This window comes from Endozoicomonas sp. GU-1, from assembly GCF_027366395.1.
Lineage (GTDB): Bacteria > Pseudomonadota > Gammaproteobacteria > Pseudomonadales > Endozoicomonadaceae > Endozoicomonas.
The window spans coordinates 2286679-2304137 of record NZ_CP114771.1 but is presented as its reverse complement, the minus strand read 5'-3'; the positions used below and the strand labels follow the sequence as shown (position 1 = coordinate 2304137).

Here is a 17459-nt window from a genome sequence, read left to right as displayed (position 1 = left end):
TTTGTTATAGCTATCAGTGATATCTTCAATGCGGATGGCTTCTCTCATAACGTGGGAAACTTTACGATCATCGATCTTGCTTATGGGCACCTCAAAAACTGAGGTGCCGTATTAAGAAATGTTGTGATGCAGGGTAATAGCTCGTATCGGGTATCAGTATCAAGTAAACGTAGGCTTTTTTATCTGGCCGTAATCGATTTAATGCGATGCAGTTTAATGGGCATTGTTATGCTGCCCCCGGCAGATCGTACCTTCAGTAACAGTCTTTCACGTTCGACGCCAAGCAGTTCTCCGCTGAAACGTTTCGACGGTTTGACATAAACCTCTAACCAGGCACCAATATGATTTGGTAACTCATAGATTGGAATGTCACTGGACTGCGGGTTCAGTAATTCCGGTTCCTGATTGGTTGCAGGCAGTTCATCAACAAAAAAGTAGGTTTTGGATGCTTCTCCATGGGCTGGCTGAGACGGCCACTCCTTCTTGACATTTGTATTGGTATTCCTGGAAGAGGATTCCGTCATGTCCATATCACCTGAATCCTTTGCCGGGCCAAATTGCCCCGGGGTGATGATTTCAAAGGGAGAGACGGGGCTGTTGTTCACCAGCAGAGTGAGACCAAATGATGAAACCCAGAGCTCAGTGTCATAGACAGATAAGGCCTTAGGATGGAAGTTGGGGGGGGAAATGCGCCTTGATGGTCACTGTGTCAGGATTCTTCAGAAAGTTGATGTAGGCATTTTTCATCGCTTCATTAGGAACAATGCCTGCTTTATAGAAGTAAAAGCTGTCTGGCAGATTGGTTATACGGCTAATGTATGCGTCTTTGGAAATACCTGAGCTATTGGCACAATGCTGGCTGCTCATTCTGATCAGGCCCTCGTCCTGATAGGTCAGTTCAGCATTGGTCAGGGAGGGTATTTGCACAAAGTCGTTGATAACAAGGGATCCTTTTTTGTAAAAGTTTGCCTGAAGTGATGCCTTGTATAGATTTGTGGCGCTGATACCCAATCGTACAAACAGTTTCTGATTTTCGGGGGTATATTTATATTCCCAGAAATGTCTGTCAATGAGTGTATCAATGCCCATCTGTTGAAATTCATTCAGGCCGACAATATATTCAATACCACAGGTAGGTTCTACTATGCTGCCCAGCTCTTGTTTGAGTCGTAACTGGCGTTGATCATTGAATAAGGTATAAAACTCTTCATTACCCTCCAGTGGCAGTTGAATTCCATCATACTGGACGCGCAGGGAATCAGGCAGCTCTGAGAGTTCTCCAGTGCTGACATCATACACTGTCTTCATCATTGTCAAAGTGCTTGGGAAAACGACGGTTAACCTTTTTATAGTGATTGGGGTTTTGAGCGTTTTTTTAGGCGTTAATGTGATTTTTGTTATTGATACTTTGCCGGATATATGAACATTAACGGTATCAAACTCAACTTCTGCGTAATCAGATATTACAGGTTTGTATTTGTCTATTGCTGATATCAACTGGGTTTCAGCATAAAGTTTAAATCCAAACCATGCGGCAGGAGCAACAAGAAAAAAAGGTATTATGAATAATTTGATCAAGAGATTAATCATAGGCTTACCTGAAAATGGTATTGCTGCATAAGGTGGTCATCTGATGATGATTCACTTCTTTATAAAAATATGTTCTTGATCTTTTTGTTTATCAAGTAGTGGGTGCTTTATTTTTAATTGGCTGTGTGAGGTGCTGAGCAAGTGTCACATTTTGAATTTTTCCTGGTTTCTGTAGGTTGCTTGTCAAAAAAACAAATATTTCTAATATTTTGTTTTTTATAATATTGTTATATTCATCGTAAAGGGCTGGCATGTTTTAAACTAACTTAATAATGGACTCTTAACTGAATCAACGTTGATTGAAAAGGATTTTCTATGAACCCTCCAGGCTCGCCGCCATCTGGAACACCCGTTGGTCCTTCAGTGCTTCCACCTCATTCCGGTGCTGGAGAAACAGCCCAGACAGGTCAAACGTCCACCAGGCAAACCGTCTCTCCTCATCATCCAGTCGAAAAGCGCATTCCCACAAATGATAACCCTGTCAGGAGTCGTGGGTTATCTGACAATATTCAGCCAGCGAATGCTCCCGGAGGTATGGTTTCCCAAAATAGACCGGGTGGGGCAGAAGGAATCAAACGTGATCTGAATAGGCTTTTGGCCGATGATAAGCCACTGGAACAAGGCTTCCGAAAAAAGGAGGAGATGAAATACATAGATGCATCAATCACTGCACTGGAAAAAATCAAGGAAGAAATGAATGGCAAATGGGATCTTTCAAATGACGATTTAAAGGCTGCATTTAAAAAAGCGCACAAGAAGGCCATTAAAAAACTGAAAGAAAATAATTCGAATGATGTCAAAGTAACCTTTAATTTACCCGGTGGGCAACGGGTTCGTTTAATTCCACCTGAACTGGATAATCTGGATTTATCGGACTTGCAGTCATGGTTGCACGGATCTCTGGGGTTAGTAAATGAGTTGAAATCAGAAAAGCAGTCTGCTTATGATGCGGGTCTTATCGAGCAGGCAATTACTGATGGTGCCCGGGAATTGAATACTCTTCTTTCCCAGCTGGCGCAGACCGGCTCATCCGAGCAAGAGCTTCTGGGCTTCCAGGCTCGCTATCATGCCATACAATACCCGATTATCAGCCTTTCTTTTGATGGCAGCAGCCAGCATTCTTCCGATAGACCAGAGCACCGTAGTACTCCCGAGGCTGTGAAGCCAAGTCCTTCTATTAAAATTACCAATGATCCTGAGAGGGCATTGACAGTTCCTGACGAGGGGGATTCAGCTTTTGGGGATGAAAGTCTTCTTGACGCTGATCACTTGAAACGGGTTGAAAGAGCCAGAAAAGCATACAGCGACCTCGGTTATGCCTGGTATCGGCAAGAAAAAAACACCAGTGAAGAAATTCTTGATGACAAAGCGATGTTAATGGCGGAGTTGGAACAACGTTTACAAGGCAAGCCTGAGAGTGATGATGATTCTGGTGTCTCGGTATCTTCCCGGACCAGCCCGCAACGCTCAAATCCTCGCAGACGTTCTGGTGATAAAACGGGAGAACCGCGATCATCCGCCCGCATGTTACAGGTGAAGGATGATGATGGTGTCGGCTTATTCCGTGCGTTGTTTGCCTGTTATACCGAAAACAGTGATTGGCAGAATGCGTCGAAAGATCAGGTACGTAAAAAGATAAGAGACGAGGCTATGGCTCAACCGATAAAACTGGCCATTGACGTTGCTACCCATAAGTACCTTGAGCTCGATCCTTACAACAATGACGTGATGGACGTTCAAAACCTGTCTCAGCGTGCCGTGGCTCAGAAGATCAAAGCGTTGGACGACCAGGGGCTTTTAGTCCAGAAAATTTTTGCTCAGGTGATTCTGGATGGCACGTTCTCTGAACACTCTTTCCGTCGTCTTCCAGAGGTGCTGGGTGTTACCGATTTAATGACCAATGATCCTGATGACCCCTATGCTTTTGAAATGATAGTTTTTTCACAGCTTATTATGAGTGAACTCTGCACGACGCTGGGCGTGCCTGAATCCAATGGTAATGAACGAGGATTTCATAGGCTGAATAGAGGCTTTGGTGTAGTGTTAGACGCTGAAAAACAGAAGGATGACGATAAGAGAAATAGTGTCAAAGAAGCTGATAAAGCTTCCGGTTTATCTCCAGCGCGGGAAGATACGAAGGTTATGGCCCCGTCAGAGGGTAGCATGATACCTGAAACGTCAGGGGATGACGCTTCGAGTGCAGTTAGTCAACCACCTCCACCACCTCCGCCCGGGAGTCTTGCTGAATCGTTTGAAGATAAAAAATCTACTGATAGTAGATAAGTAGCTAACCATATGAAATCACATATTTCTGACTCCTTGTTCAGGCACTCTGCTTCGTTACAACTCCGGTCACATAGCTACGGCTATGCTCCCTCCGTTGTGCCTCGCATAGCACCTGCCCAAGTAGCCAGAAATATGTGATTCCATATGGCCAGCTACTTAGACAGTCTTTAGCGAAAGAGTTTTGCGCCTGTTAAGTTGCCTCCTGGCGATCACTGATCAGTACCAGCCGCCTTTGCCGGACGCCGGAATCCCCTCAGCGGTCGGGCCTTTCTGCACTGATGAGCAGTTCTTTATTGGTGCAGTGACAGGGTTCACCATTGGCAAATACCAAATCCTCGCTGGATCTTGATCAACAGCCACCCTTGATCTGACTATATCCGCCTTGCAGATGTCTTGTTCATGGATTTCCATATCCTCAAACGGAATAACCGCAATAATGAATCACCGTTGAACTATTTCCGGGAAAAAATGTCCAGATGAAAAAGCGTCTGGATACCAATGGCCAATTTATCCAGTGAATGAACAACGACGTGCGGCCAATCAAAACAGGAAAATATACATGGAAATAAGCTCTGTTCCTGCCAATCATAGTGTGAGTCACTGTTTGATTTGCATGGAAGATTTTACCAGCCAGCCTGGCCATGATGCAGTCAGCCTGAATTGTCATCACGTTTTTGGCCGATCGTGTATTATTCGCTGGGGAAGCAACAACCCGACCTGCCCTGCCTGCCGGGCACCGCTCGACCTTGATCAGATACATGGCAGGAGTATCACCATAACCAGGCGTTTAATAAGAACAGTACCAGCTACTGCCTCGTACCTCAGGACTAACTTTCTGGACAGTCCCTTCGCACTTGGCAGCATGGTCTTTACCACTGGAGGGGGATTGATCAACACCTTTGCTCGATTTCTTCCTTATCAGCCGGACGCTGCCTATATGGTCGCGGGTTATTCCATTGGCGGCATCGGCGTTTCTCATATGTTAGCTGGTGCTGCATTGGCCTGTGGTTACACAACCCTGTCCACAAACGGTCGTCGCAGTTTGGCCGTTTCCATGAGCAAAGGCGGAGCCCTTGGCATTTGCGCTGCTGGCCTTGCCGGCTTCTTTGTTGGTGCCTTGGTACGCCCTGATAGTTCCAGTCTTCTTGCCTCTGGTATTGATTCAGGCATCAATGGCATGGCCGGAGGGCTGATGGCCGCATCGGGTATTAGCATGGGAGCCTTGGCAGTAACCGCGTATCTGGGGCCGTAATACCTCTCCTATTGACTGTGTTCACTATGAAAGTTGCCCGTAATGAGCATTTTTTAATGTTTTGCTCATTGCGCAGAAAATCGCCTTATAAGGGCGGGAAGGTCATGTTCCGGTTTTCTGGATATTGCAAAGGCTGGAGTAAAAGGTAGGATAGCGGTTGGTTGAAAACAATAATTATAGAGGATGTGACCATGAGTAAGCTTTATGGGGTGCCACTGTCACCCATGGTTCGAAAAGTACTGCTGGCTCTCGAAATAAAACAACTTGACTATGAGTTGGTGCCGGTTACCCCGTTTATGAAACCGAAAGGCTTTGAAAAAATCAGTCCCCTGAAAAAAATTCCTGCCTGGGAAGATGACAAGGTGACGATTGCTGACTCCTCGGTGATCTGTGAGTACCTTGAGGACCGTTATCCGGAACAGGCTCTCTACCCAAAGACGCCGGAGGAAAAAGCCAGGGCCCGCTGGTTTGAAGAGTATGCCGATACGGCGATGCTCCAGGTACTGGGAACGGTCTTTTTTGAGCGTGTTGCCAAGAAGCTGATTAACCAGCCTGCTGATGAAGACAAAGTGCAGGAAGTTTTACAAACCAAACTGCCAGAGATTTGTGGTTATCTGGAATCCCAGGTTCCGGAAACTGACTTTCTGTTTGGAGGGGAGGTTCAGTTGGCTGATATTGCCCTGGCCAGCCACTTTATTAATCTCATCCATGCTGGAGTCCAGATTGACTCTGCTGAGTATCCGGGGCTGGCGGCTTATATTGATCGTATTTTCCAGCATCCGGCCGTGGCGCACCGGATTGCAGAAGATAAAAAAGTGTTTGGCGTTAAGTAAAAAAGATCGGTGCCCGCTTCCCGCCACCCGTTGCCCGTAAAAGCACAAGCGGTTCTGGCTTTTCGGGCAGTGTCTGTAGAAACGTGGAAGTTATTTCAGAACTGTTCCTTACATACGCTTGATGGTTATTAATTCTGGAATGGATAGACTGAACCCAGGTTAAGAATGTGTGTCAGTTCATCCAGGGCCGTTCGGGATTCTGTCAGTAAAAGCGGGTCGGCCAGGTCTTTTTCAGACAACTGGTCACGATAGTACTTTTTGACCCAGCGGCTGAGGGTGGCAAAGTGCTGGTTGTTGATCAGACAGTGTTGATTGGTCGCTGCCAGTTCCTGGTTGTTTAATACGACTCTCAGTCGCAGGCAGGCCGGACCTCCGCCGTTATTCATACTTTGGCGCAGATCAAAAACCTTCAGATCCGTAATTGGGCAACTTGCGTCGTTGAGTATGGTTTGCAGGTAGTTCCAGACAGCGGGTTCATTTTCACACTCAGAGGGGACAACGATCATTGTCCCGCCATGGTCCAGCGACAGCAGTTGGCTATTGAACAGGTAAGTTCCAACTGCCTGGGCTACTGAAACCTGTTGCTCCGTCACTTCAACAATGTGGAAGTCCTGCGACCCATAGGCCTTTCTTAATGACTCATAGACACCAGCCTGCTCCACAAATGCCTGTTCATGGCAGAACAGCAGGTTGTGGTTGCCCACAGCGATAACATCATTATGAAAAACGCCCTGATCAATAACCGCGGGGTTTTGCTGGGCAAATACCACTTTGTCCGGATCAAGCTGGTGCAGGCGGGCGACAGCCTGACTGGCTTCAAGACTCTGGCGGGCAGGGTATTTCTGTGGTGAGGTACTTTGCGGGTTAAATGCTTCCCGGCCATAAACGAAAAATTCAACGCCCTGTTCGCCATGTTCATGGCAAAAGCGGGTGTGGTTCGCGGCCCCTTCATCACCAAAGTATTCGGTGGATGGTAGAGCCTGGTGGTGAACAAAGTGGTCCGGGTTATTAAACGTCGCTTTTAGTATTTTTCCGGTCACGTCATGCTCAATGGAACGGTGGAATTTATTGATTAAGTTAGCGGGCGTGAAATGCACTTTACCATCAGCGCAGTCCGCACTGGGGGAGACCGTCGCTGCATTAGCGGCCCACATGCTGGAAGCAGAGCAGCAGGCTGCCAGAACTGCTGGCATCTGTTGTGCCGCGTCAGACAGAACTCGTGAATCACTGCCGGTGAAACCGAGCCTTCGCAGTGTGGCAATATCCGGCCGCTCCTGGGGGGCTAACACACCCTGGATAAAGCCCAGTTCACTGAGCGCCTTCATTTTCTCCAGACCCTGGAGAGCCGCTTCCCTTGGGTTTGCTACTTTGCCCGCATAATGGATTGAGGCCTTGTTACCCCGGGATAACCCTGCATAGTTGTGGGTAGGGCCCACCAGTCCGTCAAAGTTGGCTTCTATTGTTTTCATTATTGACTACTTCACCATTGGGTCTGTGGGGCCTGTTTACAAATCGAGCCCGGGTGCGAGTTCTTTGGGCATACTCAGTGACTCCGACTCAACACTGGCTACCGGGTAGGCGCAGTAATCGGCAGCGAAATAGGCACTGGGGCGGTGGTTGCCACTGTCACCGGGGCCACCAAAAGGTGCAGCACTGCTGGCACCGGTAATTGGCCGGTTCCAGTTAACGATACCTGCACGTATTCTCTGCAAAAAGAACTGGTACTGCTCTGGTGCTTCACTGAACAATCCGGCAGAAAGACCAAAACGGGTGTTATTGGCGTCTGCAACGGCATCTTCAAAACGATCGTAACGAATAATTTGCAACAGTGGGCCAAAGTACTCTTCATCGGGAAGGTCTTTGATATTGGTCACATCAATAATACCCGGAGAGACTAAGCCGGTTTCCGCTTGAAGATGTGTTGATAACAGCAGGCTGTTGCCGCCCAGCTTTTGCAGCGTTTCTTGGGCTGACAATATCTGTTTGGCCGCTGCTTCAGAGATAAGCGCTCCCATAAACGGCACTTCCTGATCATCCCATTGACCTACTTTGATATTGGCTGCCGCTACGGTCAGCGCATCAACAAACTGATCCCCCCAGGGCGTTGTGGGAACAAAAAGTCGGCGGGCACAGGTACAGCGCTGACCGGCGGTAATAAAGGCTGAATGAATAGTGTCGTGTACTGCGGCTTTGATATCTGACATCTCGGTGACAATCAGCGGATTGTTGCCGCCCATTTCCAACGCCAGAATTTTACCCGGCTGGCCGCCGTACTGCTGGTGGATCATCTTGCCGGTGTTTGAGCTGCCGGTGAAAAACAGACCATCAAGACCGGGGTGCCCGGCCAGGGCGATGCCAGTTTCTTTTTCTCCCTGAACCAGATTGATAACTCCGTCGGGTATTCCCACCTGCTGCCAGAGTTTTATCGTGTATTCCGCAACGGCCGGTGTTAACTCACTGGGCTTGAAAACCACGGTGTTGCCAGCCAGCAGTGCGGGAACAATATGCCCATTGGGAAGGTGGCCCGGAAAGTTGTAGGGGCCAAATACCGCAACAACCCCATGTGGCTTGTGACGAATCACGGCTTTTCCTACGGGCATGGCATTTTCAACGGTCCCCGTTCGCTCATGGTAGGCTTTTATTGAAATGGCGATTTTCCCGGCCATAGCAGCCGCTTCCGTTTTGGCTTCCCAGAGCGGCTTACCAGTTTCTTTGGCAATGATTTCTGCCAGGGCCTCTTTATTCTGCTCCAGCTCATTGGCAAACGCCTTAATGAACGCCTCTCGTTCTTGAAATGGGCGAAAGGCCCAATGATGACTGGCTTCCCGGGCGGCACTTATTGCCTGGTCTACTTGCTCCGTGGTGGCACTGGCTCCTTGCCAGAGCACATTGCCTGTTCCCGGATTTTCGGATGAAAAGGGTTTGCCCTTTGCCTTAAGCCACTGTCCATTGATAAACAGGCATTGTTGTTCATTTGTGTCTGCCATGGTCGTAATCCTCTCAATTCGTTGACTAGCTGGATAAAGGCACTACCCGCAGCAATTGGCCTTCTTCAATGTTCAGCGCTGATGCCTGCTCTTTAGTGATCATGACAAACTCCAGTCCTTCGTAGGAAAGATGGCCCATGATGCAGCGAAAGTCTTTCAACTCACTATTGGCTATCAGCCAGCGGCGCTGATCCGTTGTGTTGTTCTCAACAATTTTAACTTTGTACTGTCGTGAATCTCTTACTGAGCGTACGTCCTTGACTCTGGCTTCCAGTAGCGGACCTCCATCAAAAATATCCACATAGCCAGTGTAGTAGAAGCCTTCAGATTCCAGCAGATGTCGGGCAGGCGTTGTGCTTTCATGGGTAACACCAATGACCTCCCTGGCTTCATTCGGCAGCAAATTGGTGTAGATTGGGTGGCGAGGCATCAGCTCGGCAATAAACGCTTTATCGACGGTGGACTGGCGATCAGCTTCGGCAAAGTCCACGGCAAAGAAGTGACGGCCCAGGGCTTCCCAGAAAGGAGACACTTCCTGATCATCACAGTAGCCACGCATCTCTGCAAAGAGGCCTTCAGCAAACAGTTCCGGAAAGGCCGCCATAAACAACATGCGACTCTTAGAAAGAAACGTACCGTTTTTGGAATGACGATAATCCGGCAGCAAAAAGAGCGTACAAAGTTCGGAAAAGCCGGTATGGTCACTGCAGAGCATCAGGGTGTCCACCATGGTGTAGACATCCAGTTGTTGTGAGGCATGAACCTGTTTGCTTACCTTGTAGTTATACCAGGGAGCCTCAAGCCCGACGGCGGACTCGATACCCGCAGTGCCCATAACCTGACCGGTTTCGGTATCTTCCATCACAAACAGATAGAGATTATTTTTCGGTTCTGATGCAGAAGTACCTGTTTCCTGCGATGCTGCCAGCGAAGCCTGCTTAAAGGAGGTGAGTGCCCATGCCAGTTTATTATCAACCATGGGGCGGTGAGGTTGCAGGGAGGTGAATCCGGCACCCGTCTGGTTGGCAATTTGCCAGAGGGCCTCACGATCCTGCTCATGAATGGGACGAATAACAATCATAGTCAGACTTTGCCTTTGTTTTAATAGTCAGTTAGTTATCGCGACATCATAAAGAGACCTGGGTTACTTCAACTTTTATTGATGGAAAGACCCTGCAAAGAGAAAAAATGCACCTATAGTTTAGCTTCAATAATTCAGGAAATGATACCGTTTCGCTCACTTTGTTAGTGGTAAAAACAGTTCACCAAAAACACCTATGATTCAGTCACCCGTTCTTTTGCCTGTGGTTCCGCGGCCTCGTGAGCCGAGTGAATCCTCTTCTGTGCAGCCTGCAATTGCCAGTAGCAGTATTGCACCCGGCGAGCCTGATGGAACCTCTATACCAAAAGAACCCTTCTCTTTTACTGAGCGCTGTAAGTCGCTGTTCAGCAGGGTTGTCTGTGCCGTAGAAACGAGCATGTGGCATATTATGGACGCTTTCAACTGGGCCGGCTATCTCGCTGTCTGGGCCATGGCTGGCGCTACGTTTATGGTTGGTATGATGGCCTTGCCGATCATTCTTAAATCGGCCCTGACCGGCATCATTATTATGGCTTGTGAAGCGATAGGGGAGGCCGTACTGCGATATTATTCAAGTGATCAGTTCCCAACGGATCGCCTGCCCGTACTATTAGACAGACTCCCGATAGAGGATCTGCCTGTTCTTGGGGATTTTCTGAGCTTTCGCTGGCTGAGACACTTGCCGTTTCAGGGGGAACGCTGTGATGAAAATAAACTGACGTATTTTGGCAGTCGCATGGTGGTTGGTGGGGTCTATGGCAGTTTACTTGGTTTTTTCACGTCGTTAATCACTCTGTCTCCCTACAGTATTCTGGCTACGGGAGCAGTAGCTGCAGGCACCGCTTTTGGCCTGAGGTTTCTGGGATGCGCCAAGGTAGCCCTGGATTTTGTATTTCTCTCCAATCATGAAATGAATGAGGGGCGTCTTTACCATAAAGACAGCTTTATTAATCGCCCTATCAGAGACAGGTTGGTTGGGAATACAGAGTCGTCGAATTACTTTCCCATGCCACCTCCTGAGAATATCGGTGCAGCAATACAGCTGCTGAGAATTCATCAGGATATAGAGGCAGTTACCAAAGACGATATTTATCAGGCGGCAGAAGCCCGTTGCAATGAGAAAGCGCAGTCAGGACTACCAAAAGAGCTCTTTGACCGGGAGGTGAGTCTGGTCAAACACGCTCAGGAACAATTATATCGATTTGTCACACAACGGGATTTGCAGGAGGCAAAAAGGCGGGAGTTGCAGGCCAGGCTGGTTCATCAGGCCCGGGAGCAAGACAAAATAGACCGGAATTTGCTGGGTTTACCGGCGGAGGGAGAATTGACGCCTGAGCAGATCGAAGCAGGCTACCGACAGGCGCTGAATGATTATGAGCGCTACAGGGATCAGGATATCAATGAGATTGATCGGGCTGCGGCACGTTTGAGAAGAGCCAATGGCAATGCTGACCTTGTATCTGCGGCGTGATGTGATATTAAAAACACCGGTAAATACAGCTTTCAGACCTCTATTTGCAAGAGGGAGAGGTTGTTATCAGATTAATTGTGCCAGTCTCTCCACTTATTGCAATGATCTGCGATAGCGGTAGAATCCCTTGCTTCATTTGATTGACCATACGTCATTAAATACCAGCCCATTTCACTGTGATATAGCTGCTTATGCAGTTGTTACACATAATACATATCAGGTTTTATAGGTAGCGCCTGTCTGAGCGATTTAAGCCGCAGGTTAACCCTGATGGTCGTTTAACAATCCGGTGTGCTGGGGACTTCAAATATCTGAATCAGGCTGTTTCGGTATAGCGCCTTAAATTCGACGGGCGGTAGCGTGGGGGAAAGGTGCTTTTTGGTGTCGATCTTTCAACGGATACTCTCGGATTTAAGTCTGACAGGCTCTTCGGCTGATTGTTTCAGGGCAGCATCACATCATGATACTTGCTTTCGCACTGTATAAATATTTTCCCTATGGCGGATTGCAGCGGGACTTTCTGCGAATAGCCAGTGAGTGCAAACATCGTGGATATGGTATCCGTGTCTACACCACAAGCTGGCAAGGTGATAAACCGGAAGGTTTTGATATACGTCTACTGCCGGTTAAAGGGCTGACTAATCACAAAAAGATGGCTGACTTCTGTCAGCAGGTACAGCAGTCATTGAGAAGCGAGCCGAAGGTGCTCCTCACCGGTTTTAATAAAATGCCAGGTCTTGATATCTATTATGCCGCTGACACCTGTTATAAAGCCAAATCAGACAACAGATCCTGGCTTTATAAACTGAGCGCCCGCTACAGACAGTACTGTGCTTTGGAAGCAGCGGTTTTTGGTAAAGACAGCCAAACCGTTTCGTTGCTGATTTCTGCCCTGCAAAAACCCGAGTTTCAACACTATTACCAGACACCCGATGAACGCCTGCAACTGCTACCGCCGGGTATAGCAAAAGATCGCTGTCGGCCAGTGGACGCGGACAGTATTCGAGAGGCGTTCCGCCAGGAGTTCGGCCTTGGCAATGAAGACCGGTTGGTATTGATGGTGGGCTCGGGGTTCAGAACCAAAGGTCTGGATCGGGCTCTGAAAGCTATTGCTGCGCAGCCTGAACCACTTAACGAGTTCACTCGTTTCTTTATCATTGGTCAGGATAAACAGAAACCTTTTCTGACGATGGCAAAACACTTGGGCATTACTGACAAGATTCAGTTTTTTCAAGGCCGGGATGATATCCCAAGATTTCTTCTGGGAGCCGACTTGTTGATTCACCCGGCCTACAACGAAAACACCGGAACCGTTTTACTGGAAGCTCTGGTAGCAGGGCTTCCGGTATTAACGACGGATGTGTGTGGTTATGCCCATTATATTCTTGAGGCTGATGCCGGGCGGGTAATTCGTTCACCCTTTTCCCAGGATGCGCTAAATCAGGCAGTCAGTGAGATGCTGTCATCTGAACAGCGCAAACAATGGTCTGAGAACGCCGTTAACTTCAGTAAAACTACAGATTTGTATAGCCTGCCCCAGTGTGCGGCAGAGCTGATTATTGCCCGGGCTGAAAAGAAGTGGGCAGAGGGGGCTTGCTAAGTGCTTTATCTGAGAGATGACTTTAACAAAGCCTGGCAGGGCAAGGACCCTCAGCAGCTGCTGGAAAATATGGATGGTGAAGTCTATCGGGCATTGGAAGCACGGAGAACCTTTCGTTTTGAGCTGAATGGCCAGGGGTATTTTGCCAAAGTACATGGTGGTGTTGGCTGGTTTGAAATCATCGAAAACCTTATTCGTCTGCGCAAACCGGTGCTGGGTGCCCGCGATGAGTGGGAAGCGTTGAACCGGTTGCACGACATTGGGATCACTACCATGACACCGGTAGCTTTTGGCGAAACTGGCAGTAATCCAGCAACCCAGCGTTCGTTTCTGGTCACTGAAGAACTCAGGGATATGATCACGCTGGAAGATTTTTGTAAGCCCTGGTCAGTGGAGCCACCGGCATTCAGATTAAAACTGGCCATGATTGATAAGTTGGCAGAGATCAGTAAAAAAATGCACGGCAATGGTATTAATCATCGGGATTATTATCTTTGTCACTTTATGATGCCTGACCGGCAGATACCGGATCCGGACAATTTGACATTTTATCTGATTGACCTCCATCGAGCCCAGTTGCGAGATGCGACACCTTTACGTTGGGTGATCAAGGACCTTTCCGGACTCTACTATTCAGCCATGGACATTGGTATCACCCAAAGGGATATCTTTCGTTTTATCAAAACCTATACCGGTCTGCCATTAAGAGAAGCATTAAAGCGGCATTTACCCATGTGGCTGAAGATTACCAGAAAAGCCCACAAGCTTTATCAGCGCATGGCCAGAAAAGCACGACAGTAACCGGTTGTATTCGACGTTATTTGAGAGAAGGGAATGACCACAGGGAAACTTTCATACACACTGGAAGAGCTGACGAACCTGAAAGAAGCGCCCCGGAATGGTTCTATTCTGGATATTCACGGGCAGCAGATTCTGATTGATGCTGTATTGCGTTTTCTGCCGGGCAAACGGTTAGTAGCCAGAGCGATTGTGGACGGTGCAACTGTTCTGGCAAAGTTCTTTACAGGAAGTTCAGCGACACGACATTTACAGCGTGAACTCGCGGGCCTTAAAAGCTTTGCCGATGCAGGAATTAATACTCCTGCTCTGATTGAAACCCGGCAGCTTCAGGATTTTGGCCTGTTAACCACCGAATTTCTTGAGGACAGCCAATCTCTTGAGCAAGTATGGCAGAGGAATCTCAGTGATGATCAACGCCTGGCGTTGCTTAAGCAGGTCGTAGCAACAGTCGGCCAGTTGCATCAGCACAATATCCTTCATAATGACCCACATCTGGATAATTTCCTGATGGTGGGGCAAACGTTGTTTTTGATTGATGGTGGTGGTGTTCACAGGGAGAGTGTACAGATTTCCCAATCAGTGGCGCTGGACAATCTGGCCTTTTTTCTTTCTGTCCTGTTCCCACGGTTTGATCATCTTTCTCTTCAGTGTCAGCCTGCTTATCAATCTATTCATCCTCTCGAAGGGATAGACGAACAGTGTCTTGCCAAAGCTATTCGGAAGAGAAGAAAGTGGCGGGAGCGTTATCTGGAAAAAGTATTCAGAACCTGTACCGATTTTGTCGCAGAGTCCGGCTTTCGCAAGTTTCAGGTGATGGACAGAGTAGAAATCAGTGAAGCATTAACCACATTTCTGGCATCACCAGACAGGTTTATCAATGCTGGTCATGTTCTGAAAAGGGGCAGCACTAACACGGTATCCATCGTTACCCTGGATGATGGTAAAAAAGTGTTTGTTAAACGTTACAAAAGCACTAAAGGCTGGCTGCACCAGTTTTTCCGTGGTTTCAGAAAATCCCGTGCCCGCAATGCCTGGTATGCAGCCCATTACTTGCTGCGCCTGCTGGGGATTGATACTCCAAAGCCGTTAGCTTTACTGGAGCATAGATTTGGGCCCTTTGTAACATGCAGCTATTTGGTCACGGAATATGTTGAGGCAGAGGATGCCCTGCATTACTTCAATAGCCTGACAGAAATTACCCCGGAAGCAGAAAAAAGGGCTCAGGATCTGATTGAAATACTGTCAACCCTTAAAGAAGGATTGGTGTTTCATGGGGATATGAAGGCAACTAATTTTATGCTCACTGATCACCGGCTTCTGGTCATTGATCTGGATCAGACGGTTATTTTAAGTTCTGATGAAAAATCAGAGAAATTGTTGAATAAAGATCGAGAAAGATTTAATAGAAACTGGCCCGTGCGCTCAATTGTAGCAGGACTTTTTTGCCGCTAAAGCAGTTATTTCTATTCAAAAAGATTACTCGGCAATTCTCGCAGTAGTAACTATGATTTAACACCTGTGTGATATCTATTTAAGATGTATAAATACCGCCCAGACATCGACGGCCTCCGTTTTATCGCCGCAGCTCTCGTACTGCTTTATCATTTTCAGTTCAGTATTATCAGCGGTGGCTACGTTGGTGTTGATGTATTTTTTGTAATAACCGGCTTTGTTATGAGTAACCTGCTAATGAAACAGCTTTCAGCAGGTACTTTCTTGTTCAGTGATTTTTACAGCAAACGTATAAAGCGGCTGATACCAGCTTTACTGCTGATGTCGTTTGTTGTTTTTCTGCTCATCTCGCCTATCTACATGGATGAAGAGTATTATATCTTCTCAAAGAGCTGGCTTTACTCCCTGGTCGGTTATAGTAATTTTTACTTTATTGATGAGTTTGCCAAATATTTTTCAGCAGACGCAGCTACTCAGCCACTTTTGCATACCTGGACCCTGGCTGTTGAATTTCAGTTTTATTTTCTTTGGCCTCCCGTTCTGTTTCTGGTTTATCGTTATTTGAATCGCTCAGCAGCACCCTGGGTTTTTCTGGTGTTTTGGCTGGCAACTTTTGGCTACTCCATTTACCGTACTGACGCTGCACCTGATTCTGCCTATTTTCTGCTGACGACCCGTTTGTTTGAGTTGTTGCTGGGAGCCGGGCTGGCTCTGTTTGGCAACCGTCTGCCCCGGCTGAATGACCTGACTTCCAATGCTCTTTCTTTGGCTGGCCTGGCTCTGATTATTGGCAGTGCATTGGTATTGACCAAAGATTCGTTGTTTCCCGGTTATAATGCCCTGTGGCCAGTGCTCGGAACCGGTCTGGTTATTTATTCAGGCCTTAATAACAGTAATGCTCTGGCTGGACGACTGCTTGGTTCTGCACCGCTGGTTTACCTTGGGGCTTTGTCGTATTCGCTTTATCTCTGGCACTGGCCTCTGGTAGCGATACTGAATAATCAGTTGATTCCACTGGACCTGACTAACCAGTTGTTGTTGATTGTTGCAAGCCTGGTACTAAGTTGGTTCAGCTATACCTTTGTGGAATCGAAGCTTCGTTATAAAGACTGGTCTTTGAAAAAGTCTTTTCTGTTATTGCTGCTGTTGCCAGCTATCGTTATCTGGGCTGTACAGGTCACGATTCGTGTCGCTGATGATATCAGTTTTCGCATACCACAAAAGAACCGTGAACTGTATCGGGTGATCAATCAGCAGGATGCCGGAGACATTTTTGATCCCTGTTTTGATGGGGATGCTGTTAGCTTTGATCAGGGTGAGCATTGCCTGCTTGGAGCAAAGGAACTTGGCAAAAAACCTGATGCCATGTTGCTGGGGGATTCCCATGCAACAGCCATGGCTGGTTTTGTCGAGGAACTCAGTAAGCGGCAGGGGATAACTACCTTGCTGGTCACCAAGGCCTCATCGCCGTTTATCCTGGCAGAAGACACGGTTGCTACTGGAGATGAGAGAAAAGTAAAACGCAACCAGGCTCTGCAGGATTACCTTGATCATGGCGAGCCAATGACTATTTTTCTATCCGCCTGGTGGACTGCTTATCTGGCCAGCGATCAATATCAGGGCTACTTTGAGAATATTGTCCGCTGGCTGCTTGAGCGTGGGCACAGGGTAGTGGTTATTGAAGATGCATTTCGACTCCCATCCAACAGTTTTGCCTACTGTCTGCTGAAGAATCAACGGGGTTGCACTGTGCCAAGGGCGGATGTGGAGAGTGAGCAGGTGAACTTTTACCGCTTTAAAGAGATTATTCAGGCCCGATATCCCCAGGTTGACTGGATTAACCCCCGTTCTGCCATGTGCAATGAAGAGCGTTGTGATACGGTTCTGGATGGTACCCCTCTCTATCGGGATGATAACCATTTGAACTATGCAGGTTCAAAAATCATTGGTCGGCATTTTCTGGAGCAGTTTGGTAATCCTTTGTCTGCCAGTTGAAAATTCGGTTTTTTCACAGGGATGGCCAACAGGCGACTGTTCCTGTGTACGAAGGGGATGATTCCATACATTCCCTGTATCTGCCTTTCACCACCCCGATTGATATTTTCC

The 17459-nt window shown here is 47.7% G+C and carries 13 protein-coding genes; 8 read left to right on the top strand and 5 right to left on the bottom strand.

Going from position 1 to position 17459, the window contains the following annotated elements:
- Positions 1 to 179: 179 nt before the first annotated feature.
- Together O3276_RS09370 and O3276_RS09365 are read right to left on the bottom strand one after the other, a co-directional pair.
- The gene (locus O3276_RS09370) at positions 180 to 524 is read right to left on the bottom strand and encodes a hypothetical protein (RefSeq protein WP_269675395.1); all 345 of its coding nucleotides are present in this window, start codon (positions 522 to 524) and stop codon (positions 180 to 182) included.
- Positions 525 to 663: 139 nt separating this feature from the next.
- Positions 664 to 1590, bottom strand: a complete 927-nt coding sequence (locus O3276_RS09365) for a hypothetical protein (protein WP_269675394.1) — start codon at positions 1588 to 1590, stop codon at positions 664 to 666.
- Between the two features lie 315 nt (positions 1591 to 1905).
- On the opposite strand from O3276_RS09365, the gene O3276_RS09360 reads away from it, so the two are divergent.
- The 3 genes from O3276_RS09360 to O3276_RS09350 all read left to right on the top strand — a co-directional run bounded on the left by O3276_RS09360 (position 1906) and on the right by O3276_RS09350 (position 5961).
- Positions 1906 to 3873 carry a hypothetical protein gene (locus tag O3276_RS09360; protein ID WP_269675393.1) on the top strand — a complete coding sequence of 656 codons (1968 nt, stop codon included), beginning with the start codon at positions 1906 to 1908 and terminating at the stop codon, positions 3871 to 3873.
- Positions 3874 to 4435: 562 nt separating this feature from the next.
- The gene (locus O3276_RS09355) at positions 4436 to 5128 is read left to right on the top strand and encodes an RING finger domain-containing protein (protein WP_269675392.1); all 693 of its coding nucleotides are present in this window, start codon (positions 4436 to 4438) and stop codon (positions 5126 to 5128) included.
- Positions 5129 to 5319: 191 nt separating this feature from the next.
- Positions 5320 to 5961, top strand: coding sequence for a glutathione S-transferase family protein (locus O3276_RS09350; protein WP_269675391.1), 642 nt, complete (start codon positions 5320 to 5322; stop codon positions 5959 to 5961).
- Positions 5962 to 6089: 128 nt separating this feature from the next.
- Here the strand turns inward: O3276_RS09350 and astB are convergent, their stop codons facing one another.
- The 3 genes from astB to astA are packed head-to-tail and all read right to left on the bottom strand — an operon-like array spanning position 6090 to position 10029.
- Entirely contained in the window at positions 6090 to 7430 is a 1341-nt protein-coding gene (gene astB, locus O3276_RS09345) for an N-succinylarginine dihydrolase (protein ID WP_269675390.1), read from the bottom strand.
- A gap of 36 nt (positions 7431 to 7466) precedes the next feature.
- Complete coding sequence (astD, locus tag O3276_RS09340) at positions 7467 to 8948, bottom strand: succinylglutamate-semialdehyde dehydrogenase (RefSeq protein ID WP_269675389.1); 1482 nt, start codon at positions 8946 to 8948, stop codon at positions 7467 to 7469.
- Positions 8949 to 8973: 25 nt separating this feature from the next.
- Positions 8974 to 10029, bottom strand: coding sequence for an arginine N-succinyltransferase (gene astA / locus O3276_RS09335; protein ID WP_269675388.1), 1056 nt, complete (start codon positions 10027 to 10029; stop codon positions 8974 to 8976).
- A 262-nt stretch (positions 10030 to 10291) separates the two neighbouring features.
- Between astA and O3276_RS09330 the strand changes: the two genes are divergently transcribed.
- The 5 genes from O3276_RS09330 to O3276_RS09310 all read left to right on the top strand — a co-directional run bounded on the left by O3276_RS09330 (position 10292) and on the right by O3276_RS09310 (position 17348).
- Positions 10292 to 11500 carry a hypothetical protein gene (locus O3276_RS09330; RefSeq protein ID WP_269675387.1) on the top strand — a complete coding sequence of 403 codons (1209 nt, stop codon included), beginning with the start codon at positions 10292 to 10294 and terminating at the stop codon, positions 11498 to 11500.
- 460 nt (positions 11501 to 11960) lie between these two features.
- Positions 11961 to 13100, top strand: a complete 1140-nt coding sequence (locus O3276_RS09325; protein ID WP_269675386.1) for a glycosyltransferase family 4 protein — start codon at positions 11961 to 11963, stop codon at positions 13098 to 13100.
- Positions 13101 to 13901 (top strand): lipopolysaccharide core heptose(I) kinase RfaP, encoded by an 801-nt coding sequence (rfaP, locus tag O3276_RS09320; protein ID WP_269675385.1) that lies wholly within the window; start codon positions 13101 to 13103, stop codon positions 13899 to 13901.
- A gap of 33 nt (positions 13902 to 13934) precedes the next feature.
- On the top strand, positions 13935 to 15353 hold the full coding sequence (locus tag O3276_RS09315) for a lipopolysaccharide kinase InaA family protein (protein ID WP_269675384.1): 1419 nt from the start codon (positions 13935 to 13937) through the stop codon (positions 15351 to 15353).
- Between the two features lie 84 nt (positions 15354 to 15437).
- Complete coding sequence (locus tag O3276_RS09310; RefSeq protein WP_269675383.1) at positions 15438 to 17348, top strand: acyltransferase family protein; 1911 nt, start codon at positions 15438 to 15440, stop codon at positions 17346 to 17348.
- The last annotated feature ends 111 nt before the right edge of the window (positions 17349 to 17459 follow it).